The organism is Xanthobacter dioxanivorans, assembly GCF_016807805.1.
Taxonomy (GTDB): domain Bacteria; phylum Pseudomonadota; class Alphaproteobacteria; order Rhizobiales; family Xanthobacteraceae; genus Xanthobacter; species Xanthobacter dioxanivorans.
On record NZ_CP063362.1, the window covers coordinates 5,436,407 to 5,453,691 of the forward strand.

Below are 17,285 nucleotides of genomic sequence, written 5' to 3' on the forward strand. Positions count from 1 at the left end.
AGATCGACCTCCGACCACCGCGCCGCGAACCTCGCCTGGGTGGGCGAACATAAGAGCCGTGAAGGATGATTGATCGCAGCGCCGCCCCTCGCGTCAAGCGTCATCGTTGAATGCAGAAGATGGCCTAATCAGCGCGGCGCCCGTGCTTCAGTTGGAGAGAACTTGCCGTCGCCTAGGCTTGACGACGACCTTGCCTTTTGACCGTCCGGTTTCGATGTTGGCCAACGCTTCATTGGTCGCTTCGAACGGGAAGATCCGATCCATGATCGGGCGAATGATCCCGGCTTCGATCAGCGATGTGATCTGGATCGACCGGGCCACACTTGGCAGAACTTTTCGGGCGATCGTCAGCGGGAAGCCGCTGACGATCAAGCTTGGCAAAGCCGCCAATATCCGGCGAATGGGGACCACCTCAGCCGAAGGTGGCGACCACCAAGGCGTGGACGCGGGCAAAAGCGGCTTTCGCCCCCGCCGTGACCCGCGTTTCGTCGGCCTCCGACAGTTCCAGCCCATCGAGGGCTATGGTGAAGGTCTTCCAGTGGAGTCCCCGCCCCTGCGGTGCGGCGGCGAGGTGGCGGGCGCCGAAGGTCGCGGAGAGGCCGAGCCCTGCGGCCGCCTTCAGGAGAAAGGCCGCGCCGAGGTTCGAGCCTTCGGCCACGTAGAGCCAGCCGAGCGCGGTCGGAACGTCCGCCGGATCCCCTTGGCGAAACACCGGCGCGCCTTCCGCCGGCGGCGGCTCCGTTCCGAGGTCTGCAAGATCCTGTTCGATCAGGCCGAAGCGGCGGCGGCCAGTGAGATCGGGCAAGAGGCGATCCAGCGCCGGATCGGAATAGAGCGCGTCGATCTCCCGATGGAAGGCGTGCTGCACCTTCAGGAAAAGGACGTAGCGCTCACGGCTCGCGAACGGCTCGCCCGCCATGATCGTCTTGTCGAGGCGGTCGTGCGTGGTGTGGGTGAGGGCTTTCAGCCGGCTGGCGCGGTTGTCGGCGGGGCGGTCGAGGGCGATGGTCATGGGATGATCCTCAATGGTTGAAAGAATTTCTCAGGCTCAGAAGCGGTAGTTCACGCCGATCTTCAAAAGCTGGAGGTCGGCAGAGTTGGATGCTTCGCGGCCATTGGAAATGGTCGAGGATCCGATGTAATTCGTGGTTTCGTACACCGGCCTTTCAACCAGATCGCAGAAGAGGCCTCCCCTGGTGGCACAGAGCGGTTCGCTGCGGACCACCCATTTGGTTCCGACCTGACGGGTGACCGAGTAGGATTTGGTGACGCCGGCGCGCGCGTCCTTGAACAGGAAGCTCTCGGAGCCGAAGGCAGAAAACAGGTACTCGGCCTTGATCGACCAATTGTCGGCGATGGCATATTCCGCGCCCCCGCCGATGGCGAGCCCGGTCCGCGTCCGCGCGGAAATCTCGGTGAAGAAGGGGGTCGTGCGGTTGCCTGCCGGTCTGGCCTCATAGGCGATATCCGACTGGTACTGGGTGCGCTCCTCCTCTTCCCTGAGGAAGGCGACGCCGGCGGTGCCGTACACCATGAGCTTGTCCCAGGCGTATCCGGCGCGCCCCCGCACGGTGGCGAACCAGTCGAAGGAATAGTCCGTGCTGGCCTGGAGCATGTTGGCATCCATGAGCAGCTGCGCCTCGGTGGCGAGGGCATTTTGGGTCTTGGACATGCGCGCCCAGCCGAAGTCTCCTTCGACGCCGAGGACGATGCCGTTCGAGAACTGGTAATTGTAGCCGGCCTGCGCGCCGCCGATGATGTTGGCCAGCGACAGGTCCGCCGATTCCGTCGCCGCGATGGCATTCGCGCTGCCGTCGAGAGGAGTGGTGGTGCCGGAGATCCCGCCGAAGCCGTAGCCCACGTTGGCGCCCAGATAGAGGCCTGTCCAGGGCATGTTGCGCGCGCTCGCGGGCCGGCCGAAGGGCAGCCACGTCACCGGCTCGGAGCCCCCCAGCTTGGCGGTGAGGCTGCCCCGGATCACCCGGCCGGGGGCGGGCATGTCCGTATTGTTGATCGCATCCACATAGTAGGCGTCGAACAGGTTCTGCACGCCCACGTCGAGGGTCAGCGTGTCGTTGATCTTCCACTGGCCGAACAGATCGACCACCGTGTAAGGCGCCCAGTTCTTCGCGACGTTCGAGAAATACGCGGTGTCGGCGACCATGGGCGCGAGTCGCTCGCCCATGTATGTGAGGCGTCCGCCCAGGGTGATGCGGTCGTCCCAGAAGCGCAGGCCAGCCGTGACTGAGGCGGTGAAGCGGGGCGGCACCTGGTTGGCAAGGAAATCGGCTTGGCTTGTGTAGCTGATGCACTCACCGTCCTGGAAGCAGGCCTCGAAGTCCGTATAATAGTTGAAGCCGAAATCGATGAAGCCGAAGCCGGCATCATATCCGCCGCTAAGCTCGAAACCCTTGAAGCGGACATAGTCGTAATTGAAGAACATCATGGTCTGTAAATTTGTAAATTCTCTCCCGATATAATCGTTTGTGGTATTCTCGAAGTACGAGAGCTTGGTCCGCACCTTGTCGCCATGCAGGAACACGTCGTTCTTCAGGAGGTTGGTGCCGACCTCGTAATTTACCGCATGTTCCGCATCGAGGTTGGGATTGAACCGCTGGTCGCTACGCGTCTGGCTCACCTCGCGCAGGCTCGGCGGACGGATGCCGGTGGAATACTGTCCGTAGATCTGCCAGCCCGGCAAAGGGGTCAGCGTGATGCTCGCCATCGGGCTCACCCCGTCGCCGGAATAGCCGGTGTAGGGCGCGCCGGGATTGTAGAAGCTGTCGCCGCTGAACGCGGTGTCGTAGTTCAGATACTCGGCCCCCGCCTCCACGCTCAGCCAGGACAGGGGATCCCACTTCGCCCTGGCGAACAGGGTGGCGATCCGGCGGTCGCCGTTGGCGGGCAGGGCCCACAGGGAGAACTGCTCGACGTCGAGCGGATCGGACGGGCTGGCGCTCTCGAGGGTGTAGGTGCCGCCGTAGCGCAGCGAGATCGGAGTCCCAGCCGCCGCGAAGCGCGACGTGTTGTCAGCATTGAAGCCGAAATTGCGCGTCTGCTGCTTGATCTCCGCCGATCTCCCGATCAGGGAGAAGACGGTGACCTCGTCCACATTGGAGGCGTAGGCATTGGCCTTGAAGTCGATCAGGTCGTTGTCCTGGGGCTTGAAGTGATAGCGCGCCGTCAGCTGGTTGATCGCCGCCGAGCTGAGGGGAATCTGCCAGGTGGTGGCGTTGCCCACCGAGATCAGGGTGGGGGAAACCTCGCCGAAATCGTTGCCGTAATAGAGGTAGCCGAGCTGCAGCTCGTGTCCGTCCGCCGGTCGCAGCGTCGCCTTCAGGAGGCCGGAGGTGACATCCTCGGAGGTGTTGTAGACCTGCTGGCCGTAGAAATAGTTGGACAGCCGCTGCTGCTCGCCGAGATAATTCTCGGCGGTGAGGTCGCCCTGCGTTCCGGCGAAGTAGTTGCCGCTCTTGCGCCGCACGTAGGCGGCGACGAGATCCACGTTCTGCTCCGTCACCGCCGCGGCGAGGCTCGCATTGCCATTCTCGGCATCGGAATTGCCGAAGTCGGCCGTCTTCTGGCCGATGACGGGCTCGACGCCGTTGGAATTGAGGCCCACGCGCGCCCGTACGCCGTAGTTCTCGCCCGCACGCAGCACATCGGCGATGCCCAGCGTCTCCATGGCGATGGTGCCGCCGATGGCGCCGCCCACCGCGCCCTCCGGCCCCTTGGTGACGGTGATGCCGGAAATGAGGTCGGGGTCCACGAAGGTCCGGCTGGTGACACCTGCATAACCGCGATAGCTCGATGTGGACTGCTGCGATCCGTCGATGGTGGTGGCCACGCGGTTCATGCCCTGCAGGCCGCGGATATTGGGGTCGATGGCGGCGCCGTTGTTGCTGGAGCCGGAGATGACGCCCGGCGTGCCCTGGAAGATGGAGCCCGCGGTGAGACCGGGAAAGCGCTCCAACTCTTCGCTCGAAATGAAGTTGGTGGTGCCCGGCGTCTCGAACGGACGGTTCGCGCCATGGGCGCCGCCGACCTCGATGGTGTCGAGCACAACAGAGCCGTCGGCGCCAACGGCTCCGGCGTCCACCGCGTTCTGCTGACCCACCATGACGGTTCGATCGGCCGTGATCTGGAAGGGAAGCCCGGTTCCTTCGAGCATCAGGGCGAGGGCTTGCCGGGGCGCGTAGCTCCCGGTCACTGCGCGTGAGGTCAGGCCCCGTGTCGTCGAGGATGCGAGCGTGACCTGCAGGCCCGCCTGCCGGCCGAAGGCATTGAGGGCGGAGGCCAGCGGCTGGGCCGGAATATCGAAGCTTTGCACCGCGCCCGCGCTTCCCACGATGGCTTGAGCTGCGGCCGGGCGGGTCTGCGGGGCCAGGGCCCACAGTGCGACGATCGCAGTGGTCGCCAGAAGCCAGGGCGCCGGAACACCCTTGCGGATTGCCGTCTTCAGATCGGTCGCGTGCGAACTCATTTTTCCTCGTCTCGGGTGTCCGCGCACAGCTCACGCATGTGCTTCCGGTCCCAAAGACGATCGGCTCGCGATTTTTTTCCACGCGGGCCGCTTTTTGTGCCGGATGCGGATCCGCCTCTCAGAGGCGCGACACGACCCTCAGATAAGGCGAGATCTCGTGGACCTGCCCGCCATATGGCTGCACGAGCGCGCGCAGCGCACGATCAGGATCCCGCAGGTCATAGAGCCCTGTCACCCTTTGAGCCGCGAGAGCGGCATCGGGCAAGCTGATCCAGGCACGGTGATAGCGCCGCAAGCGCTCAACCACGGAACCGATCGTCGCGTCATTGACAAAGATCTGGCCGTTCCGCCACGCGGCGATGTCGTCGAGCGCGATGGTCTCCTTCTGCATCGCCCCCGTGCCCCGGTCCACCACCACCGTCTCGCCGGGTGTCAGCGTTGCGCCCGGTTGGCCGCCCGCCTGCCCGGGCGCGACGCGGACCGACCCGTGCGCCAGCTCCACGGCGGTGGTGTCGGCAGAGAGCGCCACGTTGAAGGCGGTGCCGAGCACGGTCACATCCACGCCGCCGGCCGCGACCACGAACGGCCGGGACGCATCGGGCGTGACCTCGAAGAAGGCTTCCCCCGACAGGAGCGTGACATGGCGCCGTTCCCCGCGAGGGCGGTGGCAATGGCGCTGTGCGCTCCAAGGGTGACGGTGCTGCCATCTGCCAGCGTGACGACGCGGCTTTCCCCGGTCGCGGTCATGTGGTCGGCCTGAAAACGCAGGATCAGCGGGGGGCCGCGAGAATGAGGACGCACCCCGCTGCAGCCACTGCCGCGGCGGCCGCCACCCGCGCCCGCCAGCTCCGCCGACGCGGGGTGCGCGGGGCGACCCGGGCCCGCCGACCGGCGGGGACCGGGCCCGCGCGCGGGCGCCAAAAATCTTCATGCTCCGGCGGGACCTCACCCAGGACATGCCATGTCCGGCGCGCATTCTCCCAGGCGCGGGCATGGGCGGGAGAGACGGCGCGCCAGGCCTCGAACGCCCGGGCAATCTCCGGGTCCTGCGGCGCATCTTTGAGGCGCAGAAGCCAGTCGATGGCCTCCTCCAGAAGCGGGTCCGCTCTCTCGTCCTCGGTCAAGCTCGTTCCTGCCATGCCATCTCGGTGCCCCCGCCAAAGGCGCCGACTGCCGCCTTTTACACTCTTCGCTCTCAAAGACGATTGGGGCGAAGATTTTTTCCGCGCCGTGGATCAGCCCCCCTCGTCGAGCCGGGCGGCGATCCTAAGCATGGCGGAGCGCACATATCTGTGCGCTGTGGTGACGGAAATCCCCAGGTGCCCGGCCACCTCATCGAGGGTGAAGCCGCCGAACCGGTGCATCTCCACTGCGACGCGCGCTTCGAGCGGAAGGGCCGCGAGCACATCCGACACGGCACGCACCTGATCACAGAACAGCAAATGTTGCTCCGGCGTCTCGATAGCGCGCGGCTCGGCCCAGAACGGCAGACCACGGCCCGCCTCACGCGTCTCAATCTTGCGCCGCTTCAGGACATCGAAAGCCAGATTGCGGACGATCCGGTAGAGGAAGGCAAGGGCCTGCTCCGGCGTCCCCGCCTGGAGGGGGGCTGGCAGGTACCGCAGATAGGCGTCCTGAACGGTATCCTCGGCAGCCTCGCGTGAGCCGAGAATGGAGGTCGCGTAGTCGATCAGCGCAGAGCGATGCGTAAGATAGACCCCGTGCCGTGCATCCCCTTCCTTCATGCGAGGCTCTTCCCTGTGCGGAAAATAGGCACGAGCGCCCGGCTCATCCTTCCACCACCCCCGATCCGCTCCGTCACTGACGAAGACGCAACACTATCGACGATCAATAGCGTCCGATTTTTTTGTTGCAATATTAAATATTTAGATTTGTTCTAGATCCATTTAATACACAATCGATGTCGCACGACTATCTTCAGAAGACTCCTATTGATTGAGGAGCTTGGATCTCGCTTTTGAATTTTCTTAAGCTGCGCATCTCGATGCAAGGGTCCAGACTCATAACCAGCAGCTGACGGTCGCAGCGATGCAGACAGCAACGAAGACGTTGACGGCGAGCCGATCGTAGCGGGTCGCGACAAGACGGAAGTCCTTCAGCCGGCAGGACATGCGCTCGATAGCGTTGCGGTGCGGAGAGGATTCGATAAAATCGAATAGTATTATGATTTTTCATGCTATTTTTAAATGCCAAACGCCTAGATGCCAACAAAAATGCCAACAGACCCGATCGCTGCCCCTGGATGGCGCTATCCCGAGATTTGCGGGGCTCAGATGGAAAAGAGCGGGACACGGCCGCTCAGGCCGCCTCCCATACCCGGTTCAAGATCTGAGCGGCGAGCGCGGCCTTGTCCTGCGGCAGGAACCGGCTGCAGTGGTTCACGACCGTCTCCGTCTGGCCCAAATTGCGTTGCTTGCCCGGTCCTACAGCCGGTGGCCTTCATGGCGTGCATGGCCAGCAAAGCGCTCATTGGGCGGTCAATGCGCAGCGGGCCTCTGAGGCCCGTTATGCCGATATTGATGCCTCAGCGCTGCAGCTAGAGAACCGTTCGCGCACGGTGGCTGCCAGACTGCGATTCAAACAGAGGCCGGCCGATCCTCGCTCGTACGAAGGCTGACGCCGTCCGGGCCGATGGAGACGCGCGGCACACCTCTCTGCCCAACGTCTGTGCACATCAAAATCCTGCCAATCATTGGAGCCGAGTGCGTCGCGCGCGGTTCGACCTGGCAGAATCGGATGCAGATGGCGAATTTTTGGATACATGTGAGATTTTTTTGGACTCGATATGGCCCCCGCTCTGCTGTTCTATCTGTCGTGAGGAGCCATCGTGGCACTGTTGGAGACTGTTCCCGGCTTTGGCTAGCTGCCGCGGGATCCGAATCCTCAGAACGATTTCAGCGTTTGGTCCGCTGGGACAGCCGTACGGCTCCGTCAACAATGCCTGCAACTGCGCCGTCCCGGACGTTGCGAAGTACGGAGATCTATCGATGACAAGGGCCAGAGGGGGAAGGTCAGGATGGAACCGGCGCTCGCACGTCGGACACTGGCTGGCCGCGAGGGCGTTGGACGCGTGCCGGCTTGTTCTGGGGGCTGCGCTGGTATCCGTCCCGCTGGCGACCGCATCGGCCCAGGCACCGATCAAGATCGGCGACATCAACAGCTACAGCAACATGGCGCTGTTCACCGATCCCTATCGCCGGGGCGCCGAGCTCGCCGTCGAGCAAATCAACGCGGCCGGCGGCATCAACGGCCGTCCGCTTCAGGTGATCTTCCGCGATGATGCAGCCAAGGCTGGCGATGCCATTCGCCAGGCCGAGGAGCTGACCGCCTCCGAGCAGGTGGTCGCGCTGGCCGGCGGCTTCACCTCCTCGGTGTGCCTAGCGCTCGCCGATTTCGCCCTGCAGCGCAAGATTCCTTTCGTCTGCGGCATCGCGGTGAGCGACGCCGTCGTCTGGGAGAAGGGCAACCGCTACACCTTCCACACCGCCGCTTCCACCTACATGCAGACCCAGGCGCTGGCCGAGGCGGCCGCCAAGCTGCCCGCCAAGACCTGGGCGACGGTCGCGCCGAACTATGAATACGGCACCTCCTTCGTCGCCCGCTTCAAGGAGCACCTCCTGAAGCTGCGGCCGGACGTGAAGTTCGTCGCCGAGCAATGGCCTGCCCTCGGCAAGCTCGATCCCGGCCCGACGCTGGACGCCCTGCTCGCGGCCCAGCCGGATGCCATTTTCAACGCGGAGTTCGGCACCGACCTGATCCGCCTCGTGCGCGAGGTGAACACTCGCGATGCCTTCAAGGGCAAGTACGTGGTGAGCGCCCTCACAGGCCAGCCGGAATATCTCGACACGCTGAAGGCAGAAACGCCTGAAGGCTGGATCGTTACCGGCTACCCCTGGCAGACGTTGGACACGCCCGAGCACAAGGCCTTCCGCGAAGCCTATCAGAAGAAGTTCAACGACTACCCGCGCTGGGGCGCCATGTTCGGCTACATCGGCTACAAGGCACTCGCCGCGGCCATTGCCAAGGCTGGCGGCACCGACCCCGAGAAGATTGTGGATGCGCTCGGCGGTCTCAGCCTGCCGACGCCGGTTGGCGAGGTGACATTCCGTGCCGCCGACAATCAGGCGACCCTGACCGTCTTCACCGGTAAGCTCACGAAGAAGGGCGACAAGGGCGAGATGGTGGATTGGATCGCCGTCGACGGCGCCAAGCTCCTCCCGCCGCCCGCCGAGATCGCCAAGCTGCGCCCCGCGAAGTGAGCGCGGACCAAAAAGGCGCCGGCATCGCCCGGCGCGGCTGACGCTGCCGGCAGCACGACGAGAAGGTCGCGCCGCCGGCATCTTCCTCGCAGGAAAAGCCCTCATGCATCTCGACGCGCAGACGTTCGTCTCGCTGCTGCTGAACGGCCTCGCCACCGGCTCGATGCTCTTCATCGTGGCCTGCGGCCTGTCGCTCATCTTCGGCGTCACGCAGATCGTCAATTTCGCCCACGGCTCGTTCTACATGCTGGGGGCCTATATCGCCTATTCGCTGGTCTCCGTCATGATGTCGGTCCCCGGTGGCTTCTGGGCCGGCGTGCTGGTCGCCGCGGTGGTGGTCGGCATCGTGGGCGGGCTGGTGGAAATGACGGTGCTTCGTCGCCTCTACAAGGCTCCGGAGCTGCTTCAGCTCCTCGCCACCTTTGGCGTCGTCCTCGTGGTGCAGGATGTCACCCGCTATGTGTGGGGCAGTGAGGACCTCATCGGCCCGCGCGTGCCGGGCCTCGCCGGCTCGCTCGATTTCTTCGGCATCCGCTTTCCCTCCTACAACATCTTCCTGATGCTACTTGGCCCGGCGATCCTCGGGCTCCTGTGGCTGGTCTTCCACCGCACGCGCTGGGGCACCCTGGTGCGGGCCGCCACCGAGGACCGAGAGATGGTCGGTGTGTTGGGGGTGAACCAGCGCTGGCTGTTCACCTCCGTCTTCATCCTTGGCAGCGCGCTCGCGGGGCTCGGCGGAGCCGTTCAGTTGCCGCGGGATTCCGCCAATCTCGGCATGGATTTCAATCTGCTCACCGAAGCTTTCGTGGTGGTGGTGATCGGCGGCCTCGGGAGTATCTCGGGCGCCTTCGTCGCGGCCCTGCTTATTGGCGTCATCCAGTCGTTCGGCACCCTGCTAATGCCCTCCATGACGCTGGTGACGATCTTCATCTTCATGACCATCGTGCTGGTGTTCCGTCCCTACGGTCTCGCCGGCAAGAAGCAGGTGCAGGTACGCGAGCCGCCACGCGTCGACGAGGGACTGATGGTCCAGGGCGGCCGCGAGCAATGGGTTCTGTGGGGTCTCGCCGCGGCCTTCGTCGTCGCCTCGCCGCTGCTCCTGAACGGCTACGGCATCACCCTGCTGATCGAGACACTGATCTTCATTCTGTTTGCCTCCAGCCTCCATTTCCTGGTCGGCCCGGCAGGCATTCTCAGCTTCGGCCATGCGGCCTATTTCGGCATCGGCGCCTATTTCGCTGCGCTTGGGGTCAAATATTTCGGGTTGCCCTTCCTTCCAGCGCTCATCGGCGCGCCCATCGTCGCCGGTCTTGGCGCGGCGCTGTTCGGCTGGCTGTGCGTGCGCCTTTCTGGCACCTATCGCGCCATGCTCACGCTGGCCCTGGCCCAGATCGTTTGGTCGGTGGCGTGGCAGTGGATCAGCGTCACGGGCGGCGACAACGGCATCCTGAAGGTGTGGCCGGATGCCTGGGCCCACAACCACGTGGTCTATCTCTATGTCACCCTGGCCGTGGTGGGGATGAGTCTTATCGTCCTGCGCCGCATCGTGTTCGCGCCCTTCGGCTACGCGCTCCGGGCAGCGCGGGATTCATCGGCCCGGGCGGTTGCCATCGGCATCGAAGTGCGCCGCGTCCAGTGGGCCGGCTTCGTGCTGGCGGGGGCGCTGGCGGGCCTTGGCGGCGCACTCTACGCCTTCGCCAAGGGGAGCGTCTTTCCGGACGTCGCCTCGATCGCTTTCTCGGTCGACGGTCTGGTGATGCTGCTCCTCGGCGGGCTCGAAAGCCTCGCCGGCCCCATCGTCGGAGCCGCCGGCTATCACTGGCTGCTGGCGGAACTACAGCGCACTACCGAATACTGGCGGGCGCCGCTCGGCATCGTCATCGTCCTTGCCATCATCTTCTTCCCGCGCGGCATCGTCGGAATGATCGAGAAGCTCGTCCCGCACCTGTTCCGCCGCGTCGGCCTCGTCCGCCGCGCGAGCGTCGGAGACCCATCATGATCATGGACGGCGAGCTGCTCGTCACCGGCATCCGTAAAGCCTATGGCGGCGTGAAGGCGGTGGACGACGTGTCCTTCTCCGTCGCTCCGGGCGAGATGGTAGCCATCATCGGACCAAACGGGGCGGGCAAATCCACCTGCTTCAACATGCTGGGCGGACAGATCCGGCCGGACGCCGGCGAGGTGCGCTTCGGCGGCAAGCTGGTCAACGGGCTCGATCCGGCTGCCGTCTGGCGGCTAGGCATCGGGCGGACATTCCAGATCACCGCCACCTTCGCCAGCATGAGCGTGCGGGAGAATGTGCAGATGGTGCTGCTGTCGCACCACCGACGCCTCGCCGGCTGGTGGCGTCCGACCTCCGCGCATTTCCGCGACGAGGCCGAAGAACTGCTCGACGTCACCGGCCTGCGTTCGCAGGCCGACCGGCCCTGCGCGGTGCTCTCCTACGGCGACCTCAAGCGCCTGGAGCTGGCCATGGCGCTCGGCAGCAGGCCGAGGCTTCTCCTGATGGACGAGCCGACCGCCGGCATGGCGCCGACCGAGCGCATCGGCATGATGCGCCTCGTGCGCGACCTCGTTGAGGGGAAGGGCATCTCGATCCTGTTCACCGAGCACGACATGGATGTGGTCTTCGGCCATGCCGACCGGGTGATCGTGCTGAACCGCGGACGGGTCATCGCCACCGGAGCCCCCGCCGCCATCCGCAACGAGAAGCACGTGCAAGACGTCTATCTGGGCGGCGGCACCATGTATGGAGCGCACTGATGCTGCGGGTATCGAACATCAACAGCTTCTATGGCGCGGCCCATATCCTCCACGACCTCTCCATCACCATGGGGGCCGGGGAGACGGTAGCGCTGCTCGGCCGCAATGGCGCGGGCAAGTCGACGCTGATGAAGTCCATCATCGGCATCGTGACGCCGCGCAGCGGGGCGGTGAGCTTCAAGGGGGAGGAGATCGCCGGCCTCGAACCCTTTGCGGTGGCGCGCCGGGGCATCGGCTTCGTGCCGGAGGACCGCCGTATCTTCGTCAGTCTCTCGGTGGCGGAGAACCTGGAGGTCGGCCGCCGCTCCGCGCGGAGCAGTCAGGCGGGCTGGACGCCAGAGCGGCTCTACGAGGTCTTTCCCAACCTCGCCGAGATGCGCGGCCGTCAGGCCGGCCACATGAGTGGCGGCGAGCAGCAGATGCTCACCATTGCCCGCACCCTCATGGGCAATCCCGAATTGATCCTGCTCGACGAGCCGTCCGAGGGCCTCGCCCCCAAGATCGTCGAGCAGATGGCGGATGCCATCCTACGCCTCGGCAGGACCGGCATGACGGTTCTGATCTCCGAGCAGAACATGCACTTTGCCGGCCTCGTCTCCGAGCGGGCCTATGTGATCGAGAAGGGACAGATCAAGTTCTCGGGCACCATGCAAGAGCTCATGGGCGACGAGGACATCCGCCGCAACTATCTGGCCCTGTAGGGCCATGTCCGGCGGCGATCGGCTGCCGGACATGGCCCCGCTGGCGTGCACGGACTATCGCTCGGCGAACGCCTTCTCTACGACGAAATGTCCGGGGCTCGCGCCAGAGCCTTCTTCAAAGCCCCGAGCCACCAACAGGGTCTTGATGTCCGTCATCATGGCTGGCGAGCCGCAGATCATCACCCGGTCGATCGCCGGATCGACCGGCTTGAGGCCCACGTCGGCGGCCAGCTTCCCGCTCTCCAGCAGGGTGGAGACGCGACCCTCGTTGCGGAACGGCTCGCGGGTCACGGTCGGGTAGTAGACGAGCTTCTCCGCGATTTCCGCGCCGAGGAATTCGTGGGCCGGCAGTTCCTCACAGATGAGCTCCTCATAGGCGAGGTCCGCCACATGGCGGCAGCCGTGGACCAGCACCACCTTGTTGAAGCGCGCGTAGGTCTCCGGATCGCGGATCACCGACAGGAAGGGCGCAAGGCCAGTGCCGGTGCCGAGAAGATAGAGGTTGCGGCCGGGCAGGAGATTGTCGAGCACCAACGTGCCGGTGGCCTTGCGTCCCACGGTGATGGGGTCGCCCACCTTGATGTGCTGGAGACGGGAGGTCAGCGGGCCGTTGGGTACCTTGATGGAGAAGAATTCCAGCGTCTCGCCCCAGCTTGGGCTCACCACGGAATAGGCGCGCAGCAGCGGCCGGCCGTCGACCTTGAGGCCGATCATGGTGAACTCGCCGGTGCGGAAGCGGAACCCGGGATCACGTGTGGTGGCGAAGGAGAAGAGACGGTCGGTCCAGTGGCGGACGCTGAGGACCTGCTCCTCAAAGAAGTTGCTGCTCATGACGGTCTCTAAAGTTTCCGGCCACGTCAGGGCTGTGCCGGTTCGGGGGATAGGAGGGCAGCTTTGCCTGGCCGGCCCTTCCATTCGTCCGCATCCGCCGGGGGCTCGCGCTTCTCGGTGATGTTGGGCCAGGCTTGAGCGAAGCGGGCGTTGAGGGCGGCCCATTCGCCGATGCCGAGGTCGCTGTCCGGCCGGATCGCCTCGGCGGGGCATTCGGGCTCGCACACGCCGCAGTCGATGCATTCGTCCGGATGGATCACCAGCATGTTCTCGCCGGCATAGAAACAATCGACTGGGCACACGGATACGCAGTCCATGTACTTGCACCGTATGCAGCCCTCGGTGACGACATAGGCCATGCGACCCCCTGATCCGTTGCTCCACCTGCCGGGGCGCCGCGCTCCGATGCGGGATGGAGGACCGTCGTGCCGGCCCTTCCCGTCAAAAGGTTCGGTCGCTGCCACGGCACGCCATCAGTCCTCGCGCTTCGCTCCGCAGCCGTAGCCGCGCGCCAGATCCTGCGCCACGAGACCGGCGCTGCGCGCGCTGGCCGGCCCATAACCGCCGCCACCGGGCGTGCGGACGAGAAGATAGTCGCCGGGCTTCAGGGCCACGTCCTGATCCTTGGACAGGTGCGGCGGCGTGGTTGAAACGCCGTTCTGCACGATCTCGATGCTGTTCGGCAGCCCGCTCTCTCCGCCGAACACGCCGGGCGGGCCGACGCGGCCGTGGTCCATGACGAAGGAGGCGCGGGCCTCACCGCGCCGAAGCTTAACTTTGTAGCGCACGCCGAAGCCGCCGCGATGGGTGCCGCCGCCCGCCGTACCCTCGGCGAGGGCGAACTCCTCGAACAGCACGGGAAAGCGCTGCTCCAGGATCTCCAGGGGCGGGGTCTTGGCGATGCCGATGGTGGAGCAGCCGTTGGAGATTCCATCATGCCCGGCCGAGCCGCCATAGCCCCCTCCGGTGACGACATACATCACGTAGTTCCGGCCCGTTTCTGGATCGAACCCCCCGATGGCGAGATTGCCGCTGGTGCCAGCCGGCGCACCGAAGGCACGCTCCGGCAGGGCCGGGGCGAGCGCCATGAAGACGGCCTCCGCGATGCGCTGGCTCACCTCCGCCGCACAGCCGGACACCGGGGAGGGGTAGCGGGCATCCAGGAACGTGCCCTCGGGCACGGCGATGTCGAGCGGGTCGAACGTACCGGCATTAATCGGCACCTCGGGGAAGAGGTGCTTCATGGCGAGATAGATGGAGGATTTGGTGGTGGCGATGACGCTGTTCATGGGCCCGCGGCAGGGCTTGGAGGAGCCGCCGAGGTCGAAGCTGAGGCCGTTGATTGATTTGGTGATGGCGAGGTTGATCTCGAGCGGCGCGTCCACCACACCATCGGAATCGACGATGGTGGTCGCCGTGTAGACGCCATCGGGAATGGTCTCGATCTTGGCCCGCATCTGCTGCGCGGCGCGGGTACGCAACTGCTTGATGGCGCTGTCCACCACCTCGCGGCCATACCGGTCGAGCAGGGCAGTCAGGCGCGCTTTGCCGATGGCGAGCGCTGCGGCTTGGGCCTTGATGTCGCCGATGCGCTGCTGCGCCACGCGGATGTTGGAGAGGATGATGGAGAGGATCTCCTCGTCCAGCACGCCCTTCTTGAACAGCTTGACCGGCGGCAGGCGCAGGCCCTCCTGCTCCACTTCCGTCGCATGGGCGGAAAAGCCGCCGGGCACCATGCCGCCGGTGTCCGGCCAGTGTCCGGTATTGGCCAGCCAGGCGAAGAGCTCACCCTTGTAGAAGAACGGCTCGACGAACTTTACGTCCATCAGGTGGGTGCCGCCCATATAGGGGTCGTTGAGGATGAAGATATCGCCTTCATCGATGCTCCGCGCGCGCTCGATCACCGCCCGCGTGGAAAATTGCATGGTGCCGACGAAGACCGGCAGACCCAGCTCGCCCTGGGCGATCAGGTCGCCTGTGCCACGGGCATAAATGCCGTCGGAGCGGTCGAGTCCCTCGGCGATCACCGGGCTGAAGGCGGTGCGCACGAAGGCGAGGTCCATCTCGTTGCAGACCTGCTGCAGCCCGTTCTGGATGACCGAGAGGGTGACAGGGTCGATGACGGTCTCTACGTGCTTCACTGAAGCGCCCTCGCCAGCGAGATAATGATGTTGCCGCACTCGTCCACCCGGCCGCTGTCCTGCGGCTCGATGACGATTGTGGTGTCGAGCTGGGCCAGGATCGCCGGCCCGTCGATGACTGCGCCGATGGGCAGCATCTCGCGCCGGTAAACCGGCGTGTCGAAGAAGCCGCCATCGAACCAGACCCGCCGATGCCCGCCGATGGCCTCCTCTGTCCGCGCCGCCGGCGCCTTGGGCAGGAAGGCGGAGATGGGCAGCGGCGCGCGCTCGCCGATCACGGCCGTCCGCAGGCTGACGAGGACGGGCTCGATTTCCGGCAGATCCACCTGGAAGCGATCGAAATAAGCATGACGGAACAGGTCGCGCAGCGCGTCGCGGCCGATGTCTACGGCGGGCAATGCGACACTCAGCACGTGGCTCTGGCCGGCGAACTGCATGTCGGCGCTGTGCAGCACCCGGTAGCGCTCGATGATCCCTTCCTGGGATCCGAGGACGACCCGCGCCTGCGCGATCTGGCCTTCGAGGATTTCCGCGATGCCGCCATCCGCGAGCCGATCCAGCGGGCAATTGATGGTGCGCACCACATCTTGCCGCAGGTCGGCCACGAGGCAGCCGAGGGCATTGGTCAGCCCCGGCCGCGGCGGAACAAGCACTTCGGGGATCGCGAGTTCGCGGGCGAGCGCCGCGGCATGCAGGGGGCCTGCGCCGCCGAAGGCGATCAGGCAGAAGTCGCGGGGATCGAGCCCGCGCGCCAGCGTCACCATTCGCACCGCGCCGGCCATCCGGTCGTTAGCGACGCGCACCACGGCCTCCGCCGCCGCTTCAACCGACAGGCCGAGGGGGCGGGCGATCTGCTCCTCCATCAGGCTTCGGATGGTTTCCAGCGAGACGGTCTCGTTCACGGCCAGCAGACGTTCCTTGTCGAGCCGGCCGAGCAGAAGATTGGCATCGGTGATGGTGATGCGGTTGCCGCCGCGCCCGAAGCAGATCGGCCCGGGATAGGCCCCGGCGCTCTGCGGCCCGACGAGGAGCAGCCCGGCCTCGTTTACCGAGGCGATGGAGCCGCCCCCGGCACCCACCGTGTGCACGTCCACCATGGGGATGTGGAGCGGCATAGCGTATTCGAGCTCGATCTCCGCCGAGACCAACGGCTGCCCGTCGCGGATCAGGGCGACGTCGGTGGACGTGCCGCCCATGTCGTAGGTGACCACGTTCAGCCGGCCGGCCGCGTGTGCAAGATAGGACGCCGCGATGACGCCAGAGGCCGGGCCGGACATCACCGTCTGCACCGGCGTCTGCGCCACCACCTCCGCCGAGGCCGTGCCGCCGTTGCCCTGCATCACCAGCAGGTCGCGCGCGAGCCCCCGCTCGGCGAGGCCTTCGCGGAGGCGGCGTACATAGCGGCTCAGGACGGGCTGGATGGACCCATTGACGGCCGCAGTAACCCCGCGCTCGTACTCGCGCTGCTCGGCGACGATTTCATGGCCCACGGTGACATAGGAGTTCGGCCAGAGGGCGCGCACGATTTCAGCGGCCCGCCGCTCGTGGGCGGGATTGGCGTAGGAATGCAGGAAATGGATGACCACCGCCTCCACGCCTTGTGCCAGCAGCTCCCGCGCAGCGGCCTCCACATCCGTGGCGTCGAGGGGCGTGACCGCCTGGCCCTGGGCGTCCATGCGCTCGGTTACTTCGAGCCGAAGATCGCGCGGGATGATGGGCACGAACGTTCCCGTCAGGCCATAAGGGGTGGGGCGCGTACGCCGGCCGAGCTCCAGGATGTCGCGGAAGCCGCGGGTGGTGATCAGTCCGCAGCGCGCGAGCTTGCGCTCCAGCAGGGCATTGGTCGTGACCGTGGTGCCGTGGATGAAGAGGTCCACCGCGCTTGCGTCCGAACCCACCGCCGCGAGTGCTTCCAGCACGCCGCGCGCCTGATTGTCCGTGGTGGAGGGCACCTTCGCCAGCTTAATGTCGCCCGTCCGCGGATCGAGGGCCATCAGATCCGTGAAGGTACCGCCTACGTCGCAACCGACGATCGCCATGGACATGTTTGGAAACCCTGAAATTGGAGCTTCGACTTTGCTGTGAG

13 protein-coding genes and 2 pseudogenes are annotated in these 17,285 nt (G+C 65.4%); 4 read left to right on the plus strand and 11 right to left on the minus strand.

From position 1 onward, the window contains the following. Positions 1-147 precede the first annotated feature (147 nt). The 7 genes and pseudogenes from EZH22_RS25375 to EZH22_RS25400 form a co-directional block, all read right to left on the minus strand. Positions 148-306: pseudogene (locus EZH22_RS25375) on the minus strand (zinc-binding dehydrogenase); the annotation flags it as partial. Between the two features lie 106 nt (positions 307-412). Then, positions 413-1,012, minus strand: a complete 600-nt coding sequence (locus EZH22_RS25380; protein ID WP_203193161.1) for a biliverdin-producing heme oxygenase — start codon at positions 1,010-1,012, stop codon at positions 413-415. Between the two features lie 36 nt (positions 1,013-1,048). After that, positions 1,049-4,483, minus strand: a complete 3,435-nt coding sequence (locus EZH22_RS25385) for a TonB-dependent receptor domain-containing protein (RefSeq protein ID WP_203193162.1) — start codon at positions 4,481-4,483, stop codon at positions 1,049-1,051. Positions 4,484-4,601: 118 nt separating this feature from the next. Further along, positions 4,602-5,294 (minus strand): FecR family protein, encoded by a 693-nt coding sequence (locus tag EZH22_RS25390; RefSeq protein ID WP_231711579.1) that lies wholly within the window; start codon positions 5,292-5,294, stop codon positions 4,602-4,604. Continuing rightward, the gene (locus tag EZH22_RS32050) at positions 5,254-5,622 is read right to left on the minus strand and encodes a FecR/PupR family sigma factor regulator (protein ID WP_231711144.1); all 369 of its coding nucleotides are present in this window, start codon (positions 5,620-5,622) and stop codon (positions 5,254-5,256) included. Before EZH22_RS32050 ends, EZH22_RS25390 begins: the two co-directional genes overlap by 41 nt. Before the next feature lie 96 nt (positions 5,623-5,718). Then, complete coding sequence (locus tag EZH22_RS25395) at positions 5,719-6,228, minus strand: RNA polymerase sigma factor (protein ID WP_203193163.1); 510 nt, start codon at positions 6,226-6,228, stop codon at positions 5,719-5,721. 276 nt (positions 6,229-6,504) lie between these two features. Next, positions 6,505-6,633, minus strand: a pseudogene (locus EZH22_RS25400) (IS5/IS1182 family transposase); the annotation flags it as partial. A gap of 858 nt (positions 6,634-7,491) precedes the next feature. Here EZH22_RS25400 and EZH22_RS25405 point away from each other — a divergent pair. The 4 genes from EZH22_RS25405 to EZH22_RS25420 all read left to right on the plus strand — a co-directional run bounded on the left by EZH22_RS25405 (position 7,492) and on the right by EZH22_RS25420 (position 12,227). Next, positions 7,492-8,763 (plus strand): ABC transporter substrate-binding protein, encoded by a 1,272-nt coding sequence (locus EZH22_RS25405; protein WP_203193164.1) that lies wholly within the window; start codon positions 7,492-7,494, stop codon positions 8,761-8,763. 103 nt (positions 8,764-8,866) lie between these two features. After that, a complete protein-coding gene (locus EZH22_RS25410; RefSeq protein ID WP_203193165.1) occupies positions 8,867-10,762 on the plus strand; it encodes an ABC transporter permease in 1,896 nt (631 codons plus the stop codon). Positions 10,763-10,764: 2 nt separating this feature from the next. Beyond that, positions 10,765-11,526 (plus strand): ABC transporter ATP-binding protein, encoded by a 762-nt coding sequence (locus EZH22_RS25415; RefSeq protein ID WP_203196764.1) that lies wholly within the window; start codon positions 10,765-10,767, stop codon positions 11,524-11,526. Continuing rightward, a complete protein-coding gene (locus EZH22_RS25420) occupies positions 11,523-12,227 on the plus strand; it encodes an ABC transporter ATP-binding protein (protein WP_203196765.1) in 705 nt (234 codons plus the stop codon). The genes EZH22_RS25415 and EZH22_RS25420 overlap by 4 nt, the downstream gene beginning before the upstream one ends. Positions 12,228-12,281: 54 nt before the next feature. Here the strand turns inward: EZH22_RS25420 and EZH22_RS25425 are convergent, their stop codons facing one another. The 4 genes from EZH22_RS25425 to EZH22_RS25440 all read right to left on the minus strand — a co-directional run bounded on the left by EZH22_RS25425 (position 12,282) and on the right by EZH22_RS25440 (position 17,238). Continuing rightward, on the minus strand, positions 12,282-13,058 hold the full coding sequence (locus tag EZH22_RS25425) for a ferredoxin--NADP reductase (RefSeq protein ID WP_203193166.1): 777 nt from the start codon (positions 13,056-13,058) through the stop codon (positions 12,282-12,284). A gap of 26 nt (positions 13,059-13,084) precedes the next feature. After that, positions 13,085-13,417, minus strand: a complete 333-nt coding sequence (fdxA, locus tag EZH22_RS25430; RefSeq protein ID WP_203193167.1) for a ferredoxin FdxA — start codon at positions 13,415-13,417, stop codon at positions 13,085-13,087. 114 nt (positions 13,418-13,531) lie between these two features. After that, a complete protein-coding gene (locus EZH22_RS25435; RefSeq protein WP_203193168.1) occupies positions 13,532-15,199 on the minus strand; it encodes a hydantoinase B/oxoprolinase family protein in 1,668 nt (555 codons plus the stop codon). Next, positions 15,196-17,238 carry a hydantoinase/oxoprolinase family protein gene (locus tag EZH22_RS25440; RefSeq protein ID WP_231711145.1) on the minus strand — a complete coding sequence of 681 codons (2,043 nt, stop codon included), beginning with the start codon at positions 17,236-17,238 and terminating at the stop codon, positions 15,196-15,198. The genes EZH22_RS25435 and EZH22_RS25440 overlap by 4 nt, the downstream gene beginning before the upstream one ends. Between the last annotated feature and the right edge of the window lie 47 nt (positions 17,239-17,285).

Coding starts and splice junctions, on each gene's coding strand:
- EZH22_RS25380 (WP_203193161.1), bottom strand. CDS start 1,012: ATGACCATCGCCCTCGACCGCCCCGCCGACAACCGCGCCAGCCGGCTG.
- EZH22_RS25385 (WP_203193162.1), bottom strand. CDS start 4,483: ATGAGTTCGCACGCGACCGATCTGAAGACGGCAATCCGCAAGGGTGTT.
- EZH22_RS32050 (WP_231711144.1), bottom strand. CDS start 5,622: ATGGCAGGAACGAGCTTGACCGAGGACGAGAGAGCGGACCCGCTTCTG.
- EZH22_RS25395 (WP_203193163.1), bottom strand. CDS start 6,228: ATGAAGGAAGGGGATGCACGGCACGGGGTCTATCTTACGCATCGCTCT.
- EZH22_RS25405 (WP_203193164.1), top strand. CDS start 7,492: ATGACAAGGGCCAGAGGGGGAAGGTCAGGATGGAACCGGCGCTCGCAC.
- EZH22_RS25410 (WP_203193165.1), top strand. CDS start 8,867: ATGCATCTCGACGCGCAGACGTTCGTCTCGCTGCTGCTGAACGGCCTC.
- EZH22_RS25415 (WP_203196764.1), top strand. CDS start 10,765: ATGGACGGCGAGCTGCTCGTCACCGGCATCCGTAAAGCCTATGGCGGC.
- EZH22_RS25425 (WP_203193166.1), bottom strand. CDS start 13,058: ATGAGCAGCAACTTCTTTGAGGAGCAGGTCCTCAGCGTCCGCCACTGG.
- fdxA (WP_203193167.1), bottom strand. CDS start 13,417: ATGGCCTATGTCGTCACCGAGGGCTGCATACGGTGCAAGTACATGGAC.
- EZH22_RS25440 (WP_231711145.1), bottom strand. CDS start 17,238: ATGGCGATCGTCGGTTGCGACGTAGGCGGTACCTTCACGGATCTGATG.